Here is a 21,882-nt window from a genome sequence, read left to right on the forward strand (position 1 = left end):
TGGAGCAGAGGCTCGTCAGGCAAACACCACTCTAACACAGTCTACACAATATGGTTATAATCCCCATATTTTGACGACTATCGCAGTTAATTACGATACTGATTATACTTTGTACAGTCCCACAGGTGGAATTGCAAAAATTCCAAATCCATATTTTACATCCGAAACTAACGATAGGTTTATATCCTTTTTTACCAATTGGGCTTATACGTTTGATAACCGCTATAATCTTAACATTAGTGCAAGACAAGATGGCTCAAATCTGTTTGGAGTAAGGAGCAATCAACGGTTTACCCCACTTTGGTCGGTTGGTGGTAGCTGGCATCTGACGAATGAACGGTTTATCAATATTACATGGCTTGACCTGTTGAAGCTAAGGACGACTTTCGGTTATAGCGGTAACCTCAATCGCAATGTTTCGGCTCTGCCCACAATGCGTTATTACAATGGTGGAAATTTAATAAATACGCCTTATGGTGTATTAGTTAATCCACCGAACGAAAATCTTCGTTGGGAAAAGAACGGGCAGTTCAATGTAGGGTTTGACTTTGCTGTTTTAAAACAACGTTTAAGCGGTACATTTGAATACTATCACAAGAAAAATACCGACCTTATTGGTTATATGCCTATCGACCAAACCACAGGTGCAATAGGTTCCTTAAGTAGCCGAGGGTTCACTTATCTTGGAAATTCGGCTTCCATGACCGGAAACGGAATAGATATACAATTGCATAGTGTCAATATCCGTAAAGCATTTGAATGGCGGACAGACTTGCTGTACAGTACCGTAAAAACTAAAATAACGGAATATCTTGCCGAGACAAGAGACCTCAATAATTATCTTAATAGCGGATTGGTTATTTCGCCCATCATTGGAAAACCCGCCTATTCTATTTTTGCATTTCGATGGGCTGGTCTTGACCCCGAAACAGGCGACCCTATGGGCTACCTTCATGGCGAAGTAAGCAAAGATTATGCAGCCATCCGCAACGAAACCACACCAGAAGAACTGATTTATTATGGCTCCGCCACTCCTACACATTTCGGTGCTTTAAGAAATACGTTCTCATGGAAAGGGTTAAGTCTTTCATTCAATATCAGCTATAAATTAGGGTTCTATTTCAGGAGAAACAGCGTGTACTATAACGCAATATTCAATGGCACAGGTTCGCATTCGGATTTTAGTCTAAGATGGCAAAAGCCGGGTGATGAAGTCACCACACAGATTCCGTCAATGGTCTATCCGAATAATAACAATCGGGATGGCTATTTTTATCCACGTGCCGAAGTGCTGATTTCAAAGGGAGACAATATACGCTTACAGGACATCAACCTTAGTTACCAAATTAAATCATTGGAAAACAAATGGAAACTGAAAAGATTGGAGGTATTGATGTACGCTACCAATTTAGGGACGATATGGAAAGCGGATAAACATAACGTCGACCCGGAATTTGGAGATTTATCACCACTAAGAACTTTTTCATTTGGTTTAAGAGCAGGCTTTTAAAATTTAGAAACTATGACACGATATATAATAATATTACTGATTACAATAATCACATTTTCAGGATGTGAAAAATATTTGGACGTTAAACCGGATAAATCGCTTGTCGTACCGACCACGGTTGCAGACCTTAGAGCATTATTGTATAACACATCGAGAATGAATAGCTGGTATCCCTCAATTCAGGATGGTGCTACGGATAATCAATTTGTACAAACAGAAAATTTGAATAGATTCACTTCATTAACAGCAAAAAACATCTATACATGGAATGATGATGTATTTAACGATGATGAAACCAACGAATGGTCGATGATGTATGCAGCAATCTACTCATGCAATTTGATTTTGGAGCAGTTGGAGAAAATTGAACCTGTTCCGGTAGAAAAAAACCAAATTGAGGGAGAGGCTTTGTTTTTCCGCTCCTTTGCATTTTACAATGTTGCCCAGCTTTGGGCAAAACCTTATGAGAAAAATACGGCACAAACAGACTTAGGTATTCCACTAAGGTTAAAATCTGATATTGGTGAGAAATCTATAAGGTCATCGGTTGAAGAAACTTATACTAAAATTACCAATGACTTGAACAGGGCTGTTATACTTTTATCCGTCAATAGCCCATATAAAACAACACCAACGAAGCAGGCTGTCTATGGACTGTTAGCCCGCATATACTTATCAATGGAAGACTATGATAAAGCACTATCTTACGCAGACACTTGTTTAAGCTATTCAGATGCTTTACTTGATTACAATACATTAACAATGGGGTCGGCAACCTCATTCCCGATACCTCGCTATAATGAAGAAATAATTTTTCATGCTAACGATTTTGGGCGTATGGTGATGAGCATTACCTATGGAAGAATTGATAGCAACCTATATAAGTCTTATGAATCGAACGATATTAGAATAACAGCTTTCTTTAGAAACAGAGCGGGCTATTATTCCTTTAGGGGAAATTACGATGGCAATTCAGGAATGTGGTTTGCCGGAATTTCTACCAACGAAATCTATCTGATAAAAGCTGAATGTGAAGCAAGAGCAGGAAATATTACCACGGCTTTACAGACCGTAAACGAACTATTAAAAAATCGCTATAACAGCACATTTATTCCATTCAGTTCGGACAATGATGAAACTGTATTAAGGTTTATCTTGGATGAGCGAAGAAAGGAATTAATATGGCGGGGATTACGGTGGTCGGATTTAAGACGATTGAACAAGGACAGCCGTTTTTCAAAAACGATAACAAGAAATATTGATGGAAAGATTTATACATTAGAGCCAAACAGTCCAAAGTATGTCTTTCCCATACCCAATAGTGTGATACTTAACAACGGTATGCAACAAAACGAGCGGTAACAAGGTTCAGCATAATACCGCTAATAATTATTATTCTATCCTTGTATATATAGACGAAATAACTGTATTCATATCAGGGTGTTCAGTATCTCCAATGAGTGGTTTTGCCTTAATAGCACACAATATATCATTTCCCGTTATACACGGAGGTGCTGTACTACCATTTTCATTAACAAGTGCGAAATTTTCTGGGTTGGAGATGTTACCATCTCCCGTTTCATCTGTATAGGCAAACCATTTTTCTCCAGCAAGACTGGCGTTTTTCATTACCGAAAAGGACATTGTTACAGATGCAATGGTTACCGCTGCCAGTGCAAATAGGTTATTTTTTATTTTTTTCATCATTTTAAAATTTTGAGGTTGAAGAAATGGTCTTTTCCTTTGGATGATTAAATCTAATTAACGAAAGTATTCTCTAAATAGAGTGTGAACATGGGATAATCCTTGTTCACACTCTTTCAAATTATTTACTGAAAAAGCTATTGCAGCTTTCTTTCTCTGTCGTCAATAACAGTACCTAAATTGGGATGTTCTTCACCACCAATCATCACAGGTTGAGCCTTAACCGCACAGATTTCGTCACTTCCTTCAGGACACGTAGGCGGATTAGCGCCATCACTTGGCGTGAGTATATAATTTTCAGGATTGTTGGGATTTCCATCTCCGGTTTCATCAGTGTACTCAAACCATTTTTCTCCTGCAAAACTGGCGTTTTTCATCACGGTAAACGACATGGTTACAGCTGCAATGGCTATTGCTACTACAGCAAATAGGTTCATTTTTAATTTTTTCATCGCTTTAAAATTTTGATGTTAAAAAATACTTTTTTATATGTCTTTTGGCAGACGCGCCCTCGGTAGCTTCGCCTCCGGCGTTGCTACCTCGTAATTTATGCCATAAGTAAAGCCCCAAAATGCTTAGGGAAAGGAAAAAGAGATTAAAGAAAAAATGCTGTGTCCAGTTCATACCACTTATCACCGAACCACACCCGCATGGTAATTTTTCCCATGCACCCATAAGAGCCACAGCGATATATGCTGTAAAAGCGGTCATTAATACGGTAGATAGTATTAGACCTGCTTTGCGATACTTTTCCATTACTAATGCCAGCACTGTTATTAACTCCAATGCCGGGAGCGAGTATATTAGGATATATCCTATGCTATCTGAAAAAGGTTGGCGGAGAATGCCTCCTTTAAACGCTGTAAAGTCTGTTATTTTATCGATGCCTACGGGTATCCAAAGAAGCAGCAAAAGAATAATAACGACATTGAGTGTTATCCGTTTTCTTTTGATTTGGTTTTGATATGTAGCTGCTGTTTCCATTGTCTTTGTATCTTAATGATGGTTATCACCATCCTTTGATACAAAGTTCATCAAAAGCCGTAAGCGTGTGAAAGACAAAATCGGTAAATATTGAGCAACTTTGTGTAAGAAATTTTCCGATTTTATCAATTTCGGGGAAATTCCGTTACCTGCGTTTCAGGTATTGCTCTAAAGCAGTACGAAATGGACGTTCATTGGTGTAGCCAACTTCCATATATACGTCTTTTATAGCTTTCCCTTGTTTTTCGATGAGGAACAAGGCGTGAGAAATGCGCAATTCGGTAATAAAATCCTGTACGCTTATGTGGTACTGGCGTTTGAAGATATTGAGCAAAGTACGTTCCGTAACGAAAAAGTATTCTGAAAGGAATTTTATGGTAAGCGCATTATCACAATAATGTTCCTGGATATAGGCTTTGATTTTATAAGCAAGGTCGGCTTTTTGGTCTTCTAACATTGTGTCGTAATGCTCCAGAAGGTAGCTGATATACTTGCGGAGATTGCCATCCAATGCCCCGATATTGGTCTGTGAATAACTGTATATTTTATACAGCCATCGGTGTATCTTCCTGTCCATCCTGCATTGGTACATGGTGTCGTAGGTGCGGTTATCGTGATTAAAACGATGCAGGACGTTTTGGATATTAGGGTAGTTATGGTACATGCTTTCTATCCATTCAGGCAAAATACTTACCACGAGACAGATATGCATGCCTTTTTGGGCATAGGCGAAATACCTGCCCGAATCGTAATAGGACATGAGGAAGCTGTTAGGCTGCGTTTTTATAATCGGCTTACGGCTTTCAGTCATATACAACAATGTGCCTTTGAGCATAAAATAAAGGTACAGTTGCCGCTCTTGAATGTCGAAAGGAATATAAACAGGGTTGCTTACATTAAGCTGCACTAAATCTATAAAAAAAGGACTGTTTTTAATTTGCTGGCTCAATAGTTCATAATACGGCAGCGTAAAGCCCTGCCTTTGGACAGCGAAAGGTAATGGGTATTTGCTCCACTCCGGGAGGTCGTTGGGATTGGCTATCCACCTTTTAAATTCGCTTTCTATTTTTAGGATATAAGGTATTTCCATAGGCGGTAATTTATTCTCCTATCGGATGCCTTAATAAATTCCGCCCTCTTACTTCAATTCCACTTTTACGGTAAGGGGTTCCTGTAATCAAACGGATGGAATTTGATATAGGCTATACAAATCTGAACCATTCAAATGAATAAAAAACCCAAGTTGGGTAGAACTTGGGTAAAATTTTTTTTCAAACAATTGAAGCAAGTGGGAAAGAAAGTGTACCGGGGCGTGCCACCGTCTGCATTTAACCACCGCACAGAGGACGACCCAAAAATGCAACCGGGTCGGGCTATCCGCTATATCTTTTGCGGATCTTAAAGGACCACAAAAGGATGTCGCTGCTATCCCTCACGCAATATGCCATTTAGTAAACTAATCATCTTACTTGCCTCTGCGCTCATTTTGGAAAAGGCAAACCATTTCCTACCCAAATCCTTTAGTGATGCGCCGATGTGGTATAGTTCCGTACCGTCAATAATGAGGAAACGGTCATGGGCATGGGCAAATGCGTGTACATTGATAGCCGGATATTGACTGTTGTAGCGTTGTAAATCGAGTTGTAATTGATTACTGATATTTTTGGTGTAAATAGTGGCAGATACGGATTGCCCACGCTTTCCGAGTATCGTTAGCACCGTATCATCCACATAGTTGTCTATAAGGATAATTGACCTTTGTGCGCTCCGTATAATATCGGCGACAAAGGTATAGGCATCAAATATCTGCCCGTCATAGAAAATACCTTTATCACTGTGAAGCTTCCCGCTTTCCAAAGCCTTAAAGATTTCCTCAAATTTGCCGTCCGCTTCAATCTGTTTGAGTTCGATTTTATCCATCCGGGAGAACAATGCGGCATTTCCGATTAACAATCTGCGCATTTCCACAAAGGCATTCATAATCTCGATGCTGACCTTTACAGCTATCTCGCTGCGCAAAACGGCGGACAGCATGGCGACCCCTTGCTCGCCAAAAACATAGGGCAGGTAACGCCTGCCGCCGTAATTTAAACTTGAGGTTCCAATTTGGAACCTCAAGTTTTCAGCTTCTTCTTCTGTTAATTGAAAGCAGAATGATTGGGGAAACCGCTCTATGTTTCTTTTTACGGCTTTGTTAAGGTTTTTTGTTTCGACCTGGTACAACTTGGCAAGGTCGCTGTCCAACATAACCTGTTTGCCCCGTATTGTGTAGATAAGGTTTTCTATTTCCTTTCGGCTTATGATTGCGTTGCTGTTCATCTCTTTTTATATGTGCTGTTGTCAAATTCAAACGATGTTTCATAGGTATCTTTCAGTACGATACGGGCATCAAACTTTTTGCCTGCTTTGCTTTTCATCCCTTTGATAAGGCTGGTCGTTCCTTTGTTTACGAGGTTCTCCACTTCGTTAAGGCTCAACCGTACCCCGCAGATATTGCGGAACAAAAGCCAGTTGCACGCTTCATCGGGACATTTGACCACCTTATCCCTGATGAGCAGTTTATGGGCTTTGCACTTTTGGCAGGTCAGTTCGTGCTGCTTTTCGCCCGCAATGCTGATGCTCAACAGTTCCTGCGTAACGGCCGAGGCGTAGGCTTCCATGGATTGGTGAAAATCCATAGCATCTGCCTCGTTGTTTTCAATCTTCTGCAAAGCCATTTCCCATTCGGCGGTCATAGCTACATCGGCAATTCTTTTGTCCTTTACAGCATCATAAACCTGCAATCCTTTTTCGGTAGGAACAAGGGATTTCTTTTCACGCTTGATATAATCCCGCTTAAAAAGCGTTTCGATTATTGCCGCTCTTGTAGCGGGTGTTCCAATGCCAATGCCTTGCAAGGCTTTACGCTCATCTTCATTCGCTATTTCCTTTCCGGCATTTTCCATTGCCGACAATAGTCCGGCTTCGGTAAACAGCACAGGTGGTTTTGTTTTCTTTTCCAAACAGGAGGCTTCTTTGATTTTCAATTCACCGCCTTTTTTCAGTTCGGGCAAATCCTGTATCGGTTCGGTATCTTCGTCCGAAAATGTTCCTTTGATCGAACGCCAGCCCGCTTCCAAAACTTTACAGCCTTTTAGCATAAAATCGTAGTGTGATACTTCCAATGCTATATCCGTTATTTCTTTAATGCAAGGCTGAGAGATAGCTTCGAGCAGTCGAAAGGCAATCATATCATAAACCTTTGTTTCGTCGGCATTGAGTGCAGACGGCACTTTGTCCGTGATGAGTATTCCGTGGTGGTCTGTTACACGCAGGTCATTCACGACACGTTTATTGAAGCGACCCCATTTTAATTTAGAAATAGCTTGCTTAAAGTTATCATTGTCCTGTAACGCTCTTACAAGATTAGGTATCTCACTCCACATATCTTCGGGTATATATTTGCTTCCGGTACGTGGATAGGTAATAAATTTCTTTTCATAAAGGTTCTGGGCAATATTGAGTGTTTGCTCTGCCGACAGGTTCAGCTTTTTATTGGCTTCTTTTTGCAAGCCTGTGAGATCAAAAAGCAAGGGGGGTTGCTCCGTGGTGTTTTTGTTTTCCACAGATATGACCGTTGCGGTTCCGTGTCTTTGGACCAGTCGTAATGTATCTTCCGCAAGCTTTTGTTCGTTCCATTTGGTTTTTGAGATACTCTTAAAATCAATATCCTCTTTGCGGTGCAATAGCTGAATTTGCCAATACTTTTTAATAGCGAAATTTTTATTTTCCAGATAGCGTTTACAAATCAAAGCCAATGTAGGTGTTTGCACCCTGCCCAGCGAATAAATGCCGTTGCCAGCGGCTATACTCAATGCCTGTGTCGCATTGATGCCGATCAGCCAATCGGCACGGCTTCTGCCTTGTGCAGCCTGAAATAAGCCGTCAAATTCTTTACCGTCTTTCAGGCTGTCAAACCCTTGCTTGATTGCTTTTTCAGTAAGCGAGCTTATCCAAAGCCGCTGAAAGGGCTTACGGCATTTCAGATATTCATAAATGTACCGAAAGATAAGTTCACCCTCACGACCTGCATCGGTAGCTACGATAATACTGTTGCTTTTATGGAATAGCTCCTTGATGACTTTCAGTTGCTTTAATGCTCCAGTATCGACTGTATAACCTTTGTCTTTTTTGACCTTACGAACAGTCAAAATAAACGGATTCGGGAGTATCGGCAAGGAAGCCTTGTCAAATCCCGAAATCCCATAATCTTCGGGCATTCCCAAACCGATAAGGTGTCCGAATGCCCACGTAACGAAATAGCCATTGCCCGTTAGATAACCGTCCTTTTTTTCGGAAACACCCAACAAGCTGGCTATTTCACTTGCTACGCTTGGTTTTTCTGCGATAATTGTTTTCATACCTAACTCACTTTCCTACCCTTTGATTTTGCAGGTGCTTTGGGTTTGTTCTGTTGCTCCTGTTGCTTTTCGTTTTTCGGTCTTTGCTGCCCTTTCTGTAGAGGCTCTTTGATATTCTTGGTCGCTTCGTTGGTCTTGCCCTCGGAATTGACGGCAATCTGCGTTTTATGGGCTTCTGTAGGTTTTATCCGTTCCTTGTATTGGTTGGGAAACTCAAAGTTGGTTTTTCCTGTTTCCTTGTTGAATGTGATATAGCCGTTATAAGTTTGCCCTTTCTTATCGACCAAATTCGGAATGTAAACTGTTTGACCGTCTTTGAACTTGTTGTATTGGTCATCCTCCAGTTCCTTTCCCCTAAAGGTTTTCGGGGCTTCCTGCGACCTGCTTTGCTGATTGTCCTGTTGGCTGTTTTGGGTTTGCCTGTTATTGTTGCTTCGGTCAAACAGAAATTCCACATACCGTTTATCCGCATTGAACTGTACGTTTGCATCAAAGGGAGTACCTTTTGTAGAAATCATTCCCTCAATGAACAGGGGTTTGCCCTCCACTAAGGTTTGTTTTTGTTCGTCATTTAGTTTTATACCTTTAACCTCATCGGGGATTTTGATGAAATCTGTTTTCAAAGCAATCAGCTCATTGGTAAGCCGGTCCACACTAATGATGGACGGCATCAATTCGCCTGTTTTGGAGTTTATCAGATCGACCACACGCCCCATATTGCCTGTTTGACGTAAGTTCTGTTTGTCCTCGTCTGAGAACTTGTGTCCGAAAAACTCAAAGTTTAAGTTGGGTTCACGCCTGATACCGTGTACCGCTGCCACAACGTCCCCCTCCGGGGTGGACTGTAAAGACAAGCGGGCATCTGTACGGACGACCGCACCGCCAAGATTAACGCTTATAGGTACAAGCTCATTGGTCTTGTAACCCCTCAATAGTGGGTCAAGGAGGTTCTTTTTCTCAAGGTATTCCTTGCTTAATCCGAGATTGTTCATTGTTTCCCAATCAATCTGTTCCGGCTGGAAGCGGTACTCGCTTGTTTCCGGGGTTGTCTCTGTTTTTGTCATATCATTTTTATTTTCTTGTTTTTGCTCTTGTTCGGGTTCATTTTTCACTTCATGCTTTTCCATTTTCTTTTTGCCTTCGGCAGTTGGATTGTTTATCTGATTCTGAAATTCTTTTGCTTTCTCTACGGCTTCGTCAGCCGAAACTTTGAAAAGAGCAAATTTGGTAGGGTCTTTTAACTGCCTCCAAAAATTGGAAAGGAAATTGGTCACGAAATCACCGTGTTTATCCACCCGCATGAACTCGCTTTGGTTCTTCTTCGTAGGGTCAACCGTTTCCATTTTTCCGCTTTTGTCAATACTTTTTACAGCTTGGATTTTCATTTTTTCTTTATCCAGCACTAAAAGTATATCCGATAACTGTTCGGAAGCAACCTGTTGGTTTTCTGTTTCTTTTTCTTCACTCATAATCTGAAAAGTTTAAAGTTTTATTGCCGAAAGTAAATGAAGCAGTTACTGCATCGCCCGAAGTGGCAGTCAAAGGCAGTATTCGGCACGCATTGGCGTTTTACTTGTTAAAACTCTCCCTGATAAACTGGTGCACATCGGATAGCTTGTAATACAGTTTTCCGCTAATGGTATAGTAAGGTAGTTTACCTATGGAGCGGTAGCGTTGCAGGGAACGGTTACTGATTTTCAACATTTGCAGCAGGTCCTGGTTATCGAGCAGTTCTTCTCCGTCTATGCTATTGCGTTTCTTTTTTAAATCGTCAATATTGTCGCCCAACATATCAAACCTGTCCATGATGCGTTCCATCCACGCTATAAATTCCATTCTGTCAATATTCATAGTCGATAAGTTTTAATGTTCACCATGCAAAATTGGGAAGCGTGGCAGTGTTTATCAGCCAAGCCCTGCCAATTGGTTTGGCTGTTTTTTGAAAATTTTTGCAATTGGGAGAAACCCTTGTTTGGTAGGGCTTAAAAAGAATTTCGAGTATTTAGGAGATGGTTTATACCATCATTTGCCAATTGACATACATTGGCTTATGGTATAAACAAAAAAGCAGTACACAACAATGCACTGCCCTGAACAAAAGACCTGCATTGGGTTAAAGGTCTTTATCCATATATTCTTCCAATGAAGTTTTAAGCTGGTCCAAGAATGCCGTTCGGGAACCGCTTCGGGTTTTCATTCTGTGGAATGCGTGGTGCAGGTCACCGAGCGTAATGCCAAAAAGTATCTGGAACATCAAACTGATTTTTCGGACACCGGTTTTACCGTGCGAAACTGCTGCCGAAGCATACAGGGCATATATCAATTCGACAAGTGCGTTTTTGCTTTCTGTCCAAAAAATATCTTTGGCGTTTTCCGGCTTTTGTAAAATAGCATCGGGATTTTCATCTGGATTGATTTTCGTCAGCAGATAGGTATAAAGCAATTCGTTGGCGATAATCCTTGCGGTCTTGTAATCGTAGAAAGTAGAAAATTCGGGATCAATTTCAAAGACGATACTGTTCAGACCGTCGTGGTAATTTATGTTGCCTCTTTTGAAATAGGTGTCGTCACGGTCCGTACGCCCCGAACGATAGTACCTATAAAAATCTGAATTGCAGATATGCTCAATGTACTCTCTTTTAAGATTGGCTAATTGAGTCGAAAAGTAACTGTAATACATTTTGCCGTTGCTGACCGGACAGGTCGTTTCAATCCGGTAAATTTTATTGTAGTAGATGAGTTTTCCAAGTATTTGGGGTTTGATGGTTCGGAAGAATTTTATTTCTTCCCCATCATTTTGAAAGCCCTTTTTAGCAATATATTTCTTGACCTCAAATAACAGGTCTTGTAGATACAAGGTCATTTCATAAGCCTCATCAATCAACCTTTTGCTCTGTGATAAAATCTTATCTTCCTTATTATGTATCTCTAAAATAATGGTGTGTAAAGAATGTTGCATAGCCCATAATTTTTGTGATCAATAGCGAATTTCAAAATTCAGTTTATCCCTAATTAATACACAAACATCATTATATTAAGTGATACCTTTACCCAAGTTCACCCCACCTGTGGGAAGATTTTTGTCATAAATCTCACCCAACTGTGGAGATTATTTTATAAATATTCAGTATGAAATGACTTTGAAAAGCCCCTTTAGTAAACGCAAATTTAACGGATATAAAGAGACTTTAAGTCTGATTGCTTTATTATATAACTTTGAACCTTGTTAATCTTTTTATTTGAAAAAATGAGCCAGAAAAATCGCTTTAGTGATTTTGAGGTTTAAATCAAAAATCACCAAATTGTATTGCTCAATCAAATTAAATGATTAAATTTGCAACATCGAATCACAAATTATATGTGAGTTAAACGGTGAGTAGTTCTTTTTAAAGAAAGTCAACATATTGACATATAGATATTTGAGTGTGCGCAGATTCGTCCTGCCACCCCGACTAAAAAATCGAAGCCTTCCGCTTAGCGGGAGGCTTTTTTCATTCAGGGGCAGAGCCAAATTTATTTGTGCTCAAGCCCCTGAATGAAAAAAGATCACTTTCGGTGAAGCTTCGATTTTTTATGGCCACCCCCACACAGGATGGCTCAGGGTATGCGTCTGGGGCTCGTGGGGCTGAGCCAATCCTTTTTTTTAGTATTTAGTAGGGAGTATATAGTATATAGACCTTTGTCATACTCTCTTTTAAAGACCATCAGAACTATAACCTTTCAGGTCATCCATTAATTGCTACTGGAAATCAGTGGCTTTTTCTGTTTTTAGATCGAAAGCATCTGATTGTTAAACTAAATTAAGACCGTAAAATATCTTGTCTTAATGCTAATTAGAAAACACAATAGAGATAGGAAGTTTTTTATTATCTGTCTTATGTGGATATAAACCATAGCAATACATTTTTTAATGAAAGAAAAAAAACTCTCCTGGAAGAATTGGTTAGACGATTTTTTTGCTAAATTGTCCTAGTTAGAATTAGTGCAAGCAAAATAAACCTCAATAGCAAATTTAAGACTAAAATTATGAAGAAAAATTTACAAGAATTATCAGATCAGGAACTATTAAAAGAGAGCAAAAATGCAAAATTTGTTTTAGGAATCTTCATAGGAGTAATCATTGTTATGATTATATCCGGGGCTATTTCGACCATAAAACAGGGGATAAATGTTTTTACTTTTCTTCCTGTCGTTTTTCTTGGAATTGCTGTGGCATTTTCGTCGCACTATTCCAAAGTTAAAAATGAACTTAAATCTCGAAACATCGAGTAATAAAATCTAAAAATTGTCTTAACTGTAATAATCCAATATCAGATTGTTTTTTAACAAAGAGGGAAATTGAGTATCCCTTTAAACATAAGCACAGTATTGACGCTTTATTAATGTATTTCTTGTTTCTGCGTTTAAATATTGACTGTACTTCATCAAAAAGTTCTATCGAAATTAAAGGTTTATGGATTCCTTGAGCCTCGACTACAGTTTTTCCATTTATCGATTGAATTCTTATTTTACTACAGTAGACCAGATTTTAAAATATTTAAAGAAAGCATTTAGACAACATTTTAATCTACTTGTAAGAAAGGTTTTGTAGTAGGAACGAACTGAAATATTTTCATAGAATGCTCGAAATATATTTTTGATCAATGTTGCATATGGCTCACGAGGAACGATTTTTTTTTGTGCCGTCTTGTACCGATATATTGCGATAACCTATAGGTGCTCGCCCCATATATCGTCCTTCCTTTTGTGTATGCCTTGCTTAATATTTAAGACCTTCGGTCATTCTCTACTTCTGCTGTGAAGATATAAATTGCTATTAATACTTTGTTTTCGGGTACTGACATTTCCAAAGGTTGATCAGTAGCTTGGGGTTCAATTCCAATCTTTTGAAGTTGGGTTATTGTATAATACGCATTTGCTGTATTCCTACTAAATCTATCCCAGCGAGTAAATAGAATAAGGTTTGGTCTTGTAATTCTATTCATGTTTAATTCTTTTATCATTGAAGTCCAGGCTGGTAGGTCAAAGTTTTTTGCCGAATGATCTTCAAATATGGTCTGGACAATTTCAATATGATTGTCTCTACAATATTTATTTAATTTTTCTTCCTGACTACGCTGAGAGTATCCTTTTTGTGCTTGTTCGTCTGTGCTGACACGGATGTAAATAATTGCTGTTGACATAATTTTCTAATAATAACGTCGATTCTATTGATAGAAAATAGAAAGATGGTATAACGACATAAGCATTTTAGGGCTATTATTTTAATTTATCTTAGCCATCTTCGATGGAGAAGAGATGCAAACAACAATAGACTTAAACAGACGAAGCATTCGCTTTGTGCGGTTGGGGTCTGGCTAAAGCCGTATTTTTTCTGTGCGTGGGCAGAGCATGGAGAATTTAATTTGTATTTTTGTTTAAATCCTCTTGATAATAAAGTTACTATGCCTGGTAAGCCAAATGATAAACTACAATATTTGAATGGACTTAATGAAAAAGATTTTCTATTTTTAGTCGCTGATATATTATCCATTCATTACAATCACAAAATTGTGAAAATAGTGGATGGTACAGGTGATGGGAGAAGAGATATTTTTTCTGTAGATCAACATGGTAATAATGTAATCACTCAGTGTAAGTTTCATTTTGATTTTAATAAAACTTCTGGTAGTAGAGAAACAGACGAAATAGTAATTGCTCTCAATAAATTCGGCTACAATCAAGGTTTTTTCTGCACTTCTGGTAAATTATCCCCACAAAGCAAACGAGAATATTTAGATAATTACAAAAACTTTAGTTTAAATTGGTTAGAAGGGCATGAGATAGTTGACATTGTTTTAGAAAATTCAATTTTGAGAAACATCTGGTTTGAAAATGAAAGAATTCATCTAATTAATAATAGAATTACAGTTCCATTTATCTTAAGGAAATTACCTGAGGATATTTTGTATGACTATAAATTTCCAAGCCACTTAACTTTTATGAATGAAGTTTCATTAGCAATTGAAAAAGATAAGCTTATCAATCCAAGACAACTACGCCCATTAAATCATCTTGATATTAGAAAGGCTGGTAATTCTTTTGGAAATGCTATAGGTCATCACGCAACATTAGAACAAAATGTAAATTTTCATTCCATAGATAAGGCAAAAGAGGAAATTCTAAATACCATTTGCAATGATAAGGAGATGCAGATAGAGAAATCATTCATCGCTATCCGCTTTGGCATTCCATATTTTCCAGAACAAGAAGAATCATTTCGAAATTTCAAATTCGAAAAATTTAACTTACCTATAAATAGCGAAACATATATCATTTACAAAGATTCCATTATGGAAGAGTATGATTTCTTAATAGATGTGAACGAAGATTGGAAATTGCCCGACAGAATACACATGTCCCAATTAAATGATTTATGTTATTACAATCAGCAACAAGATTTTGTTTTTTACTTGGAATATACATGTATGGTTAATAAAGATTTACATCCTCATGTAGAGCGACAAATGGAAATTAAAAAAGTAATATGGTCAAAGTCACTTTTTATAATTAGTGAAAATAAATCAGATGATTTATTTTTTGATTATCAGCCAGATGAGTCCTATACTTATACCAGTAATACCAAATTGTTATGTTGGATTCATCCAACTCCTGTAATTTATCCTACTGATGTAAATGAATTTGAAAATTTACTAAAACATGAAGAATTTGAAGTTTTAAAAAAAGAAATAATAAATACTGCAAAGCGAAATAGCTTAGAGATTATTGATTGGGAAAAAGCAAGCAAAATTATTGCAATAAATAATGATGCCCCTTTTCCTAAAGATCCAAGAACGACTTATAGATTAGTTGATATCTTTGAAAAATTTTATACAATACCATCACCTATAAATCCTGAAAACCGCTCTTTTAATTTTGAATGTGTGTTCAAAATAGCAGAACACGAAGATGAACTATTAAATGAAAAAATTGATACATTAGGAGATTTGCTTGATTCCGTTGACAACTCTGACTATTACAATTTTACAATAGATGACGAAACTAATAATTCTATTTTTCTAAGAGCTTTGTACACTCCTCCATATGATTTATGTTTATCAACCCTAGATAATTTAAATATTCTTAGCAAAGAAGTTGAATACTCTTTTGAAATGACAGAAAAAATTATAAAAAACATTTTTCCAAAAACAGTTAGATACACTAATGATTACTGGTTTGAAGAATTAGGTATATTTCTCAAAAGAGATTAATACACAAACTCCTCATTCAATTGTACATTATAATAGTCTTCCAAGAAAGCATCAATTATATTTTGATTGGGTTCATTTATTAGAAAGTCAATATCATTTACGGTAAATTCTGGGATGCCAAAATTTTTGATATAAGTTCCATTCAAAGAATAATAGTCTGACGAATAAGGTTTGCTTGTTGACTTTATATAATACCAAAATAATCGTGATTCTAAAATCTTCTTTATTAATAACATCTCATCTTCTGAATGACCAATAATTGCCTGTCCATTGTAAAATAGTAAATCATCATCATTGCTGATTAGATAACTTGGAATTCTATCTGAAAACTTAGGAAAAAACAACTTATTAGCTACTTTTTCCAGAGACTGTGTTCTTCCGAAGGCAAACCATTTTTCATATTTTCCTTTTCCTTTATCTCTTTCTGACAGGATAGCTCTTTTTCTTTCTAGATATTCAAATGCCATAGGAAACTGATTTCTTAACAATTCTTCATCAAGAGCTTTTGGTTTTACATCATCATTATATGGAAATAAAACCTTTTCTCTTACCACATCAAAATCAATATCTCTACTTAATTTATTTGAGTTCAAAATATCTTTACAAATTCCTTTTTCTATTGGATAGAGATTCCCATTTTGTAAGTAAAAGAAATCATCATCTTCGGCTACTGGTTTAAAAATATAAATGTCATTTTTTAATGTAGCAATGCCGTGTCGAGTTTTATATCTTTCTCCAAAAGGTTTTCCTATAGCTTCAAGTCTGGAAATAATTTCATTGTTATTTAAATTCCAACCTTTTTTTGCATCAAGATTTCTGTAATTAATTCTACTATATTGGTTTCTGTTGGTCGGTAATTCTTTTTCAGCTGATTTATAATACTCGATATAGTTTTGTTCCGATTTTTCAAGGAAGCAAATACAGGTGTAAGTGCTCTTGGATTTAAAAATCTGAAGAGTGCCAAAGTCGACAATTCTTATTGTAGCCTTGTTTTCTTCAAAATAATGTCTTAAAGCTCTCCCGTTTAAGCTTTTGAAAAAAGTATTCATTGTGATAAAACCAAGAATACCATTTTCTGCAAGGTTTTCATAACCAATTTGAAAGAAAGGAATATACAAATCTGGATTTCCGGTAGTACAAACTTCCCAAAGTTTTACATTCTCTTTTGCACTCTCATCAAGATTACGGGCGGAGACATACGGCGGGTTTCCGACAATGATTTGAAATCCGTCAAAGCCTGGATAATGTTCTTCCCAATTAAAAAGCAAAGCATCTCCCTGATATAGATTAAAATGAAATTCTTCGACATCTTCTCCTTCAGATAAAGCCAATAATGACAATAACAATTTACTGCGTGTTACTGAATATTCCTGAATGTCTAAGCCGAAAATCTGATTTTGAAAAATCTGATGATAACTATTTCTTGTTCTTCTTCTTAATTCTTTTACAGCTGTATATAAAAATCCTGAGCAACCACACGAAATATCCGCTACGGTAACTTCATTAAGGATATTTAAATTATTTCTGAACGTTTGACTTACGATGTAATCTCTAATTTCTGAAGGTGTGTATATCGCCCCATTTACAATTCTGTCTGAAGGAGAGATAACAAATTCGAAGAGTTCAATTAGCTTTTCGATATCAAAAAACTCTATTTCTTCATTAATGATTTCAATGAATTGAACTAAACTATTCCACTCTTGAATTTGATTTTCAGAGATGGAATATTCCAACAAAAAACGATTCTCTAAAACGGTTAATTGATTAATTTCTAAAAAGGCAGACACAATAAGCCTATCAACTTCTAATGGTTGAGTTGAATAAGTCTTTAAGTATCTGAATATGTTTCTCATACAAATATTGGGCAAATTTCGTTAATAGGATCCCAAATGATATTTTTTTCATCGAAAGGTTTCCACTTATTAGCTAAAGTATGGAAGTAAGGTCGCCATACAGATTGTTGATACGTATAATTTAACTTTATGAATTCTCTTTTTTCACAAAGAACTCGAAATCCTGTTGGAAAGAAATTTGAAGTTAAAAAGCTAATACCTAGGATAAAATCCATTGGTTTATGCATTATTCTTGGAGTATCAACATAGAATAAGTCCCCTAAATTTGGTTCCGCTGAATTCGTGGGATTAAAATCATACTGTAAATGATATATTGGATGAGGTTCATCAGAATTACCACCAGTATGTTTATCAATGTGAAATCCAAAGTGATATGTCTTGTCGCTACCCACGCCTTTTACTAGCACTTTAAAAGCTAATTCCACAAACGGATCATTAAAGGATTCCCAATTTTCAATATTTCCTCTTAATTTCATATTTAAAACAATCTCACCATTCTTTATATTATTAGGTGTAACGTGTTTCAGAGTATCTAGTGGTAGAACAAAATTTTCAATATCATATCCCCAAACATTTTCCTTAGCATCTCCGTTTTTCAACAAAGGTATCCTTTCCGGATTGCAAAGATCTGCTATAGCATTATGAATTGGGAATGTAGATATATTGCCAATTTGATTTTCTAACAAATCAGCCATTTGCCTCATTTCTTGAGCTCTTGCATTTCTGAAGCTCATATACTTAGAACCTACCGCCATATCACGAACCTTTTTTAAATTCTTCAACTCTTTCTAATTCAGTGTAATGAGGCTCAATACCCTTATCAATGCCTATTCTTTCTGCTGCTGCATACATAGAGATGTACTTAGGTTCTTGCCAAGGTTTCAGTTCATGTGATAATCTTATTTTTACACCCTCTAATGGATCAAGGGGAAGTTTTAACGCTTCACATATAGTCCAAAATTCACTACTTGCATTATTGGTAATTGGAATAGCAGGTACTAAATTATTTATACCAAAAAATTGAGATAAGATTTTCACTCGCTCTTCTGCTTTTAAAAAAGAAAAGTTTTTACCCGAAATTTCTTTTAATTGAACATTCAGAATACTAGCCCACCATCTATTCCAGCCGTCTGAAAATAAGCCATTATACTTACAATCTTCAAATTTTGACAATAGTTCTACCCAATGATCTCCACTTGCCTCAATATTTACGCCTAGTCTCGCTGCTAAAACAGTTTCTTTAATCAAAGGGTTAGTACAATGAAATAGAGTTTTAACAGCAAAGTGTGCAAAATCGTATGGTACAATTATATCTTGATTAAAAAAACGTTCAAATATTCGTTGATCAAGAGTGTTTAAATCTGGGCGTTTAAAAATTTCTTCTAAACTAAATTTTCCGTAAGGTAAATCTTTATAACCTTTTGCTAGTGAGCATAATTTTTTTGAAAATTTCTCATAATTAGGTTCCCCAGCTTTTTTAAATGTATAATCAAATAAATCATGACTTGTTTTATCTGATTTATAAGTTTCTTTTATCTTATCTATTGTTGAACATAAAACTATTGGAAAAGAAGGTATCTCTTTTCTTGCACATATTGCTCTTAGTTCTGCACTTATTGAAATAGCACTATATTCTAACTGATTTGGACCTTCTCCATCTAATCTTAGATCAATTAATAATCCATCATATTTTTCATCTACTATTTTACTTTTTATCAATCCCTCCAATTCTGAGAAATTCATTCCTTTATTTATCGAAAGCTGATTAACTTCAACCAATCCAGTATCATTAAAACCATTTATTAATGATGTAATTGATTCATCGTTTTCATCATCAACATATATATATTTAGGTGCTGACATAATTTGCTTTTTTAATTTTTAGGTATCTCTATTCTTATCGTTGTGCTATACCCCTGTAAAGGGGTTGAAACATATATTTCTCCATTATAGAACTCTATTATATCTTTTACGATTTTTAATCCCAGTCCAGTTCCTGTAAGAGCAGTAGCATCATCAGAAGTGTGGTTAGAAGCTGTTGATGTAGTATAGAATGCATTAAAAATATTTTCTTCGTTTTCTTTGCTGATTCCGTCACCATTATCCGAAAACTCTAAGAAAACAATCTTATCATCCTTCCCACACCTTATAAAAATCTTACCATCAGTTTTCACTCTCTTAATTGCCTTTTTTGAATTAGTATATAAGTTAAATAATATGGAAGCCCATTCTGACGGATGCATTGGAACAGTAAATAAATCATATCCTTCAAATTTGCTCGGGAGCATATCTATTGAAGCTCTTTTCAAATCATTTGAAATAACTGTTTCAAAATTTCTGACTACATCTCTCAGTTCTATTGGTTCTAATTCTCTATGTACATTCCTAGAAATTGTTTTATCAAAATAAGAAGTATAGGTACTAAATGATTTTACATTTGTTTCTAACAACTCAGTTCTTTCATAAACGTCTTTATAGTCTTTGACTGCATTTTTAAGAAATCGAATATCTGCATCAAAACCTGGTAAAAAACGTTGAACTTCATGAACGAATTCACCAATCACTAAACCTAATCCTGCCAACACCCGAAGCATATTGTTTTCATCAATTAATTCTTGTGTCTGTATTTTTTCTACTTCTCTAGCCTTTTTTAGATCTGCAATTAATTCATTTGCTCTATCTACAGTTTCAGTAGGTTTTGTAGGCTCAGTGTTATTTTCATTTTCAATCCCAGTTTTTTTAAAAAGTTCTTCTATTTGCTCAATTGCATTGTCAACTTTTTCTGAAGAGTTATCAGTCTCTTTCTTATATCCTTTTTGAGAAGCTGTCACCTTTCTACCTCTCAACTCTTGAACTTTCATAACAGCAGTTGTTAACGACCGATAAACAAAATCGGTTAATTCATTTAGGCGATCATTTTCTATCAACCCTTCTCTGCTAGAGGTTTCTTCAAAATCGTTATTCAAGTCCTCAAGTTCAACGAAACCGAAGAAATTTCGATTAGGATGTTGGGCTAAAATAATATTTCTATTATTCGATTTATCCAAACCTAACCAGTCATCACCCTGTTCACCATAAGGTAGGACACGAAAACCATTACGATATAATTTTATTCCCCCTTTCTCATAGCCTAGTTCCCGGATAAACGTTACGGTACCAGGAGAGAAAAGTTTAGGGTCATAAATGAAATAATAAGCTTTGAAATGTACTCCTTTAATTAGATTAAATGGGGTGGTCGTATCTTCTTTATCTTTCTCATTATTACCTATTGGATATACTTCTTCGGGAAAATTTAATTTATCACTTTTCAAAGCCCAGCAACCTTGACCATCATCTAAAACATAACCTTCAATTTCTGCTAAAGCATGCTGGAAAATCGCTCTTTCTTCATCAACAATTGCAACCAAATCACCATTATCACTTCGATAATAATTACTCTTAAATCCTTCATCAATGGAATTTTCTTTTTCTTCTTCTTTCTTTTTTGAAAGCGGAAATGGTTGTAATAATTCAGAGGTATAGCGGTAGACTCGTTTAATCATAGCATCAGACCAACCTTCTCTAAGTCCTTCGATTATTAATGTTGTACCACTTTCTTTAGTTTTAGAAACAAATTCAATCGAATTGGAAACAGTCAACAAATCTTTATCCGTTTCGAAATCATCCCAATTAACAATAACTTTTAATGCATCTAGAGAATGTAGTGTCTGGGTGATGATTGTTAGTTTATTCCCTAAACGTTGTGTAGCAAATCTACCAATTCCTTTTTTACCTGCTTTTTGACGTTTATATTTTTCAGAAACAGGATTGTGAATTTTATCTGAAGAAGACAACCTCATAAAACCATTTACCAGTTGCTCTCGGTTCATTCCATGACCATTATCTTCTATTGTTAAAATCCCTCCTTGATTCCATGCATTTTCAAAAATTAAATCAACTTCTGTAGCATCTGCATCATATGCATTTTTTATAAGTTCTGAAACGGCTGTTTCCTGCTTACCAACTAGTTCTTTTCCTAATCTATTTATAATACCAGCATCCACGGAAAACCTTACAGCAGATTTATCTAAACTAGCTATTTCATTAGATAAGGAAATAATAAGATTATTATCAGAACTTTCTTTAAGAACCTCTTCTGATAATCTCTTTTTTAATTCCAATAATTTGCTTTCATTATCCAT

The 21,882-nt window shown here is 36.3% G+C and carries 18 protein-coding genes; 4 read left to right on the plus strand and 14 right to left on the minus strand.

Features of this window, described 5'->3' with window-relative positions; translation table 11 throughout:
• Positions 1-70 precede the first annotated feature (70 nt).
• Together ACP6L2_RS11065 and ACP6L2_RS11070 are read left to right on the plus strand one after the other, a co-directional pair.
• On the plus strand, positions 71-1,510 hold the full coding sequence (locus ACP6L2_RS11065) for a hypothetical protein (protein ID WP_440509232.1): 1,440 nt from the start codon (positions 71-73) through the stop codon (positions 1,508-1,510).
• A 12-nt stretch (positions 1,511-1,522) separates the two neighbouring features.
• Positions 1,523-2,872, plus strand: a complete 1,350-nt coding sequence (locus ACP6L2_RS11070; RefSeq protein WP_440509234.1) for a RagB/SusD family nutrient uptake outer membrane protein — start codon at positions 1,523-1,525, stop codon at positions 2,870-2,872.
• 30 nt (positions 2,873-2,902) lie between these two features.
• Here ACP6L2_RS11070 and ACP6L2_RS11075 read toward each other — a convergent pair whose 3' ends face one another.
• The 9 genes from ACP6L2_RS11075 to ACP6L2_RS11115 all read right to left on the minus strand — a co-directional run bounded on the left by ACP6L2_RS11075 (position 2,903) and on the right by ACP6L2_RS11115 (position 11,557).
• Positions 2,903-3,217: a hypothetical protein gene (locus ACP6L2_RS11075; protein WP_002993282.1), complete on the minus strand. Its 315-nt coding sequence runs from the start codon at positions 3,215-3,217 to the stop codon at positions 2,903-2,905.
• A 134-nt stretch (positions 3,218-3,351) separates the two neighbouring features.
• Entirely contained in the window at positions 3,352-3,666 is a 315-nt protein-coding gene (locus tag ACP6L2_RS11080; RefSeq protein WP_003010122.1) for a hypothetical protein, read from the minus strand.
• A 4-nt stretch (positions 3,667-3,670) separates the two neighbouring features.
• Positions 3,671-4,198 carry a MauE/DoxX family redox-associated membrane protein gene (locus ACP6L2_RS11085; protein WP_002993285.1) on the minus strand — a complete coding sequence of 176 codons (528 nt, stop codon included), beginning with the start codon at positions 4,196-4,198 and terminating at the stop codon, positions 3,671-3,673.
• A gap of 145 nt (positions 4,199-4,343) precedes the next feature.
• Complete coding sequence (locus tag ACP6L2_RS11090) at positions 4,344-5,033, minus strand: helix-turn-helix domain-containing protein (protein ID WP_257214078.1); 690 nt, start codon at positions 5,031-5,033, stop codon at positions 4,344-4,346.
• 590 nt (positions 5,034-5,623) lie between these two features.
• Complete coding sequence (locus ACP6L2_RS11095) at positions 5,624-6,517, minus strand: ORF6N domain-containing protein (protein WP_440509237.1); 894 nt, start codon at positions 6,515-6,517, stop codon at positions 5,624-5,626.
• Positions 6,514-8,598, minus strand: coding sequence for a DNA topoisomerase 3 (locus ACP6L2_RS11100; protein ID WP_440509239.1), 2,085 nt, complete (start codon positions 8,596-8,598; stop codon positions 6,514-6,516). Before ACP6L2_RS11100 ends, ACP6L2_RS11095 begins: the two co-directional genes overlap by 4 nt.
• 2 nt (positions 8,599-8,600) lie before the next feature.
• Positions 8,601-10,067, minus strand: a complete 1,467-nt coding sequence (locus ACP6L2_RS11105; RefSeq protein WP_099372377.1) for a DUF3945 domain-containing protein — start codon at positions 10,065-10,067, stop codon at positions 8,601-8,603.
• Positions 10,068-10,167: 100 nt separating this feature from the next.
• Positions 10,168-10,449 (minus strand): helix-turn-helix domain-containing protein, encoded by a 282-nt coding sequence (locus tag ACP6L2_RS11110; RefSeq protein ID WP_002993296.1) that lies wholly within the window; start codon positions 10,447-10,449, stop codon positions 10,168-10,170.
• A gap of 262 nt (positions 10,450-10,711) precedes the next feature.
• A complete protein-coding gene (locus tag ACP6L2_RS11115; RefSeq protein ID WP_002993297.1) occupies positions 10,712-11,557 on the minus strand; it encodes an RteC domain-containing protein in 846 nt (281 codons plus the stop codon).
• Between the two features lie 1,067 nt (positions 11,558-12,624).
• On the opposite strand from ACP6L2_RS11115, the gene ACP6L2_RS11120 reads away from it, so the two are divergent.
• Positions 12,625-12,870 carry a hypothetical protein gene (locus tag ACP6L2_RS11120; protein WP_440509242.1) on the plus strand — a complete coding sequence of 82 codons (246 nt, stop codon included), beginning with the start codon at positions 12,625-12,627 and terminating at the stop codon, positions 12,868-12,870.
• Positions 12,871-13,364: 494 nt separating this feature from the next.
• On the opposite strand, the gene ACP6L2_RS11125 is transcribed toward ACP6L2_RS11120, so the two are convergent.
• Entirely contained in the window at positions 13,365-13,781 is a 417-nt protein-coding gene (locus ACP6L2_RS11125) for a recombinase family protein (protein WP_440509244.1), read from the minus strand.
• Between the two features lie 261 nt (positions 13,782-14,042).
• On the opposite strand from ACP6L2_RS11125, the gene ACP6L2_RS11130 reads away from it, so the two are divergent.
• The gene (locus ACP6L2_RS11130) at positions 14,043-15,848 is read left to right on the plus strand and encodes a restriction endonuclease (protein WP_440509246.1); all 1,806 of its coding nucleotides are present in this window, start codon (positions 14,043-14,045) and stop codon (positions 15,846-15,848) included.
• Here ACP6L2_RS11130 and ACP6L2_RS11135 read toward each other — a convergent pair.
• From ACP6L2_RS11135 to ACP6L2_RS11150, 4 genes are read right to left on the minus strand one after another with little or no spacing between them, the layout of a single operon-like run.
• Entirely contained in the window at positions 15,845-17,701 is a 1,857-nt protein-coding gene (locus ACP6L2_RS11135) for an HsdM family class I SAM-dependent methyltransferase (protein ID WP_440509247.1), read from the minus strand. The two genes, ACP6L2_RS11130 and ACP6L2_RS11135, sit on opposite strands and share 4 nt — an antisense overlap.
• Positions 17,698-18,483, minus strand: a complete 786-nt coding sequence (locus tag ACP6L2_RS11140) for a hypothetical protein (protein WP_440509249.1) — start codon at positions 18,481-18,483, stop codon at positions 17,698-17,700. Before ACP6L2_RS11140 ends, ACP6L2_RS11135 begins: the two co-directional genes overlap by 4 nt.
• Positions 18,458-19,564, minus strand: coding sequence for a hypothetical protein (locus tag ACP6L2_RS11145; RefSeq protein ID WP_440509251.1), 1,107 nt, complete (start codon positions 19,562-19,564; stop codon positions 18,458-18,460). The genes ACP6L2_RS11140 and ACP6L2_RS11145 overlap by 26 nt, the downstream gene beginning before the upstream one ends.
• A gap of 11 nt (positions 19,565-19,575) precedes the next feature.
• Positions 19,576-21,882 (minus strand): sensor histidine kinase, encoded by a 2,307-nt coding sequence (locus tag ACP6L2_RS11150; RefSeq protein WP_440509253.1) that lies wholly within the window; start codon positions 21,880-21,882, stop codon positions 19,576-19,578.

It is taken from the genome of Sphingobacterium lactis, from assembly GCF_051951495.1.
In the GTDB taxonomy this organism is placed as follows: Bacteria; Bacteroidota; Bacteroidia; order Sphingobacteriales; family Sphingobacteriaceae; genus Sphingobacterium; species Sphingobacterium lactis_A.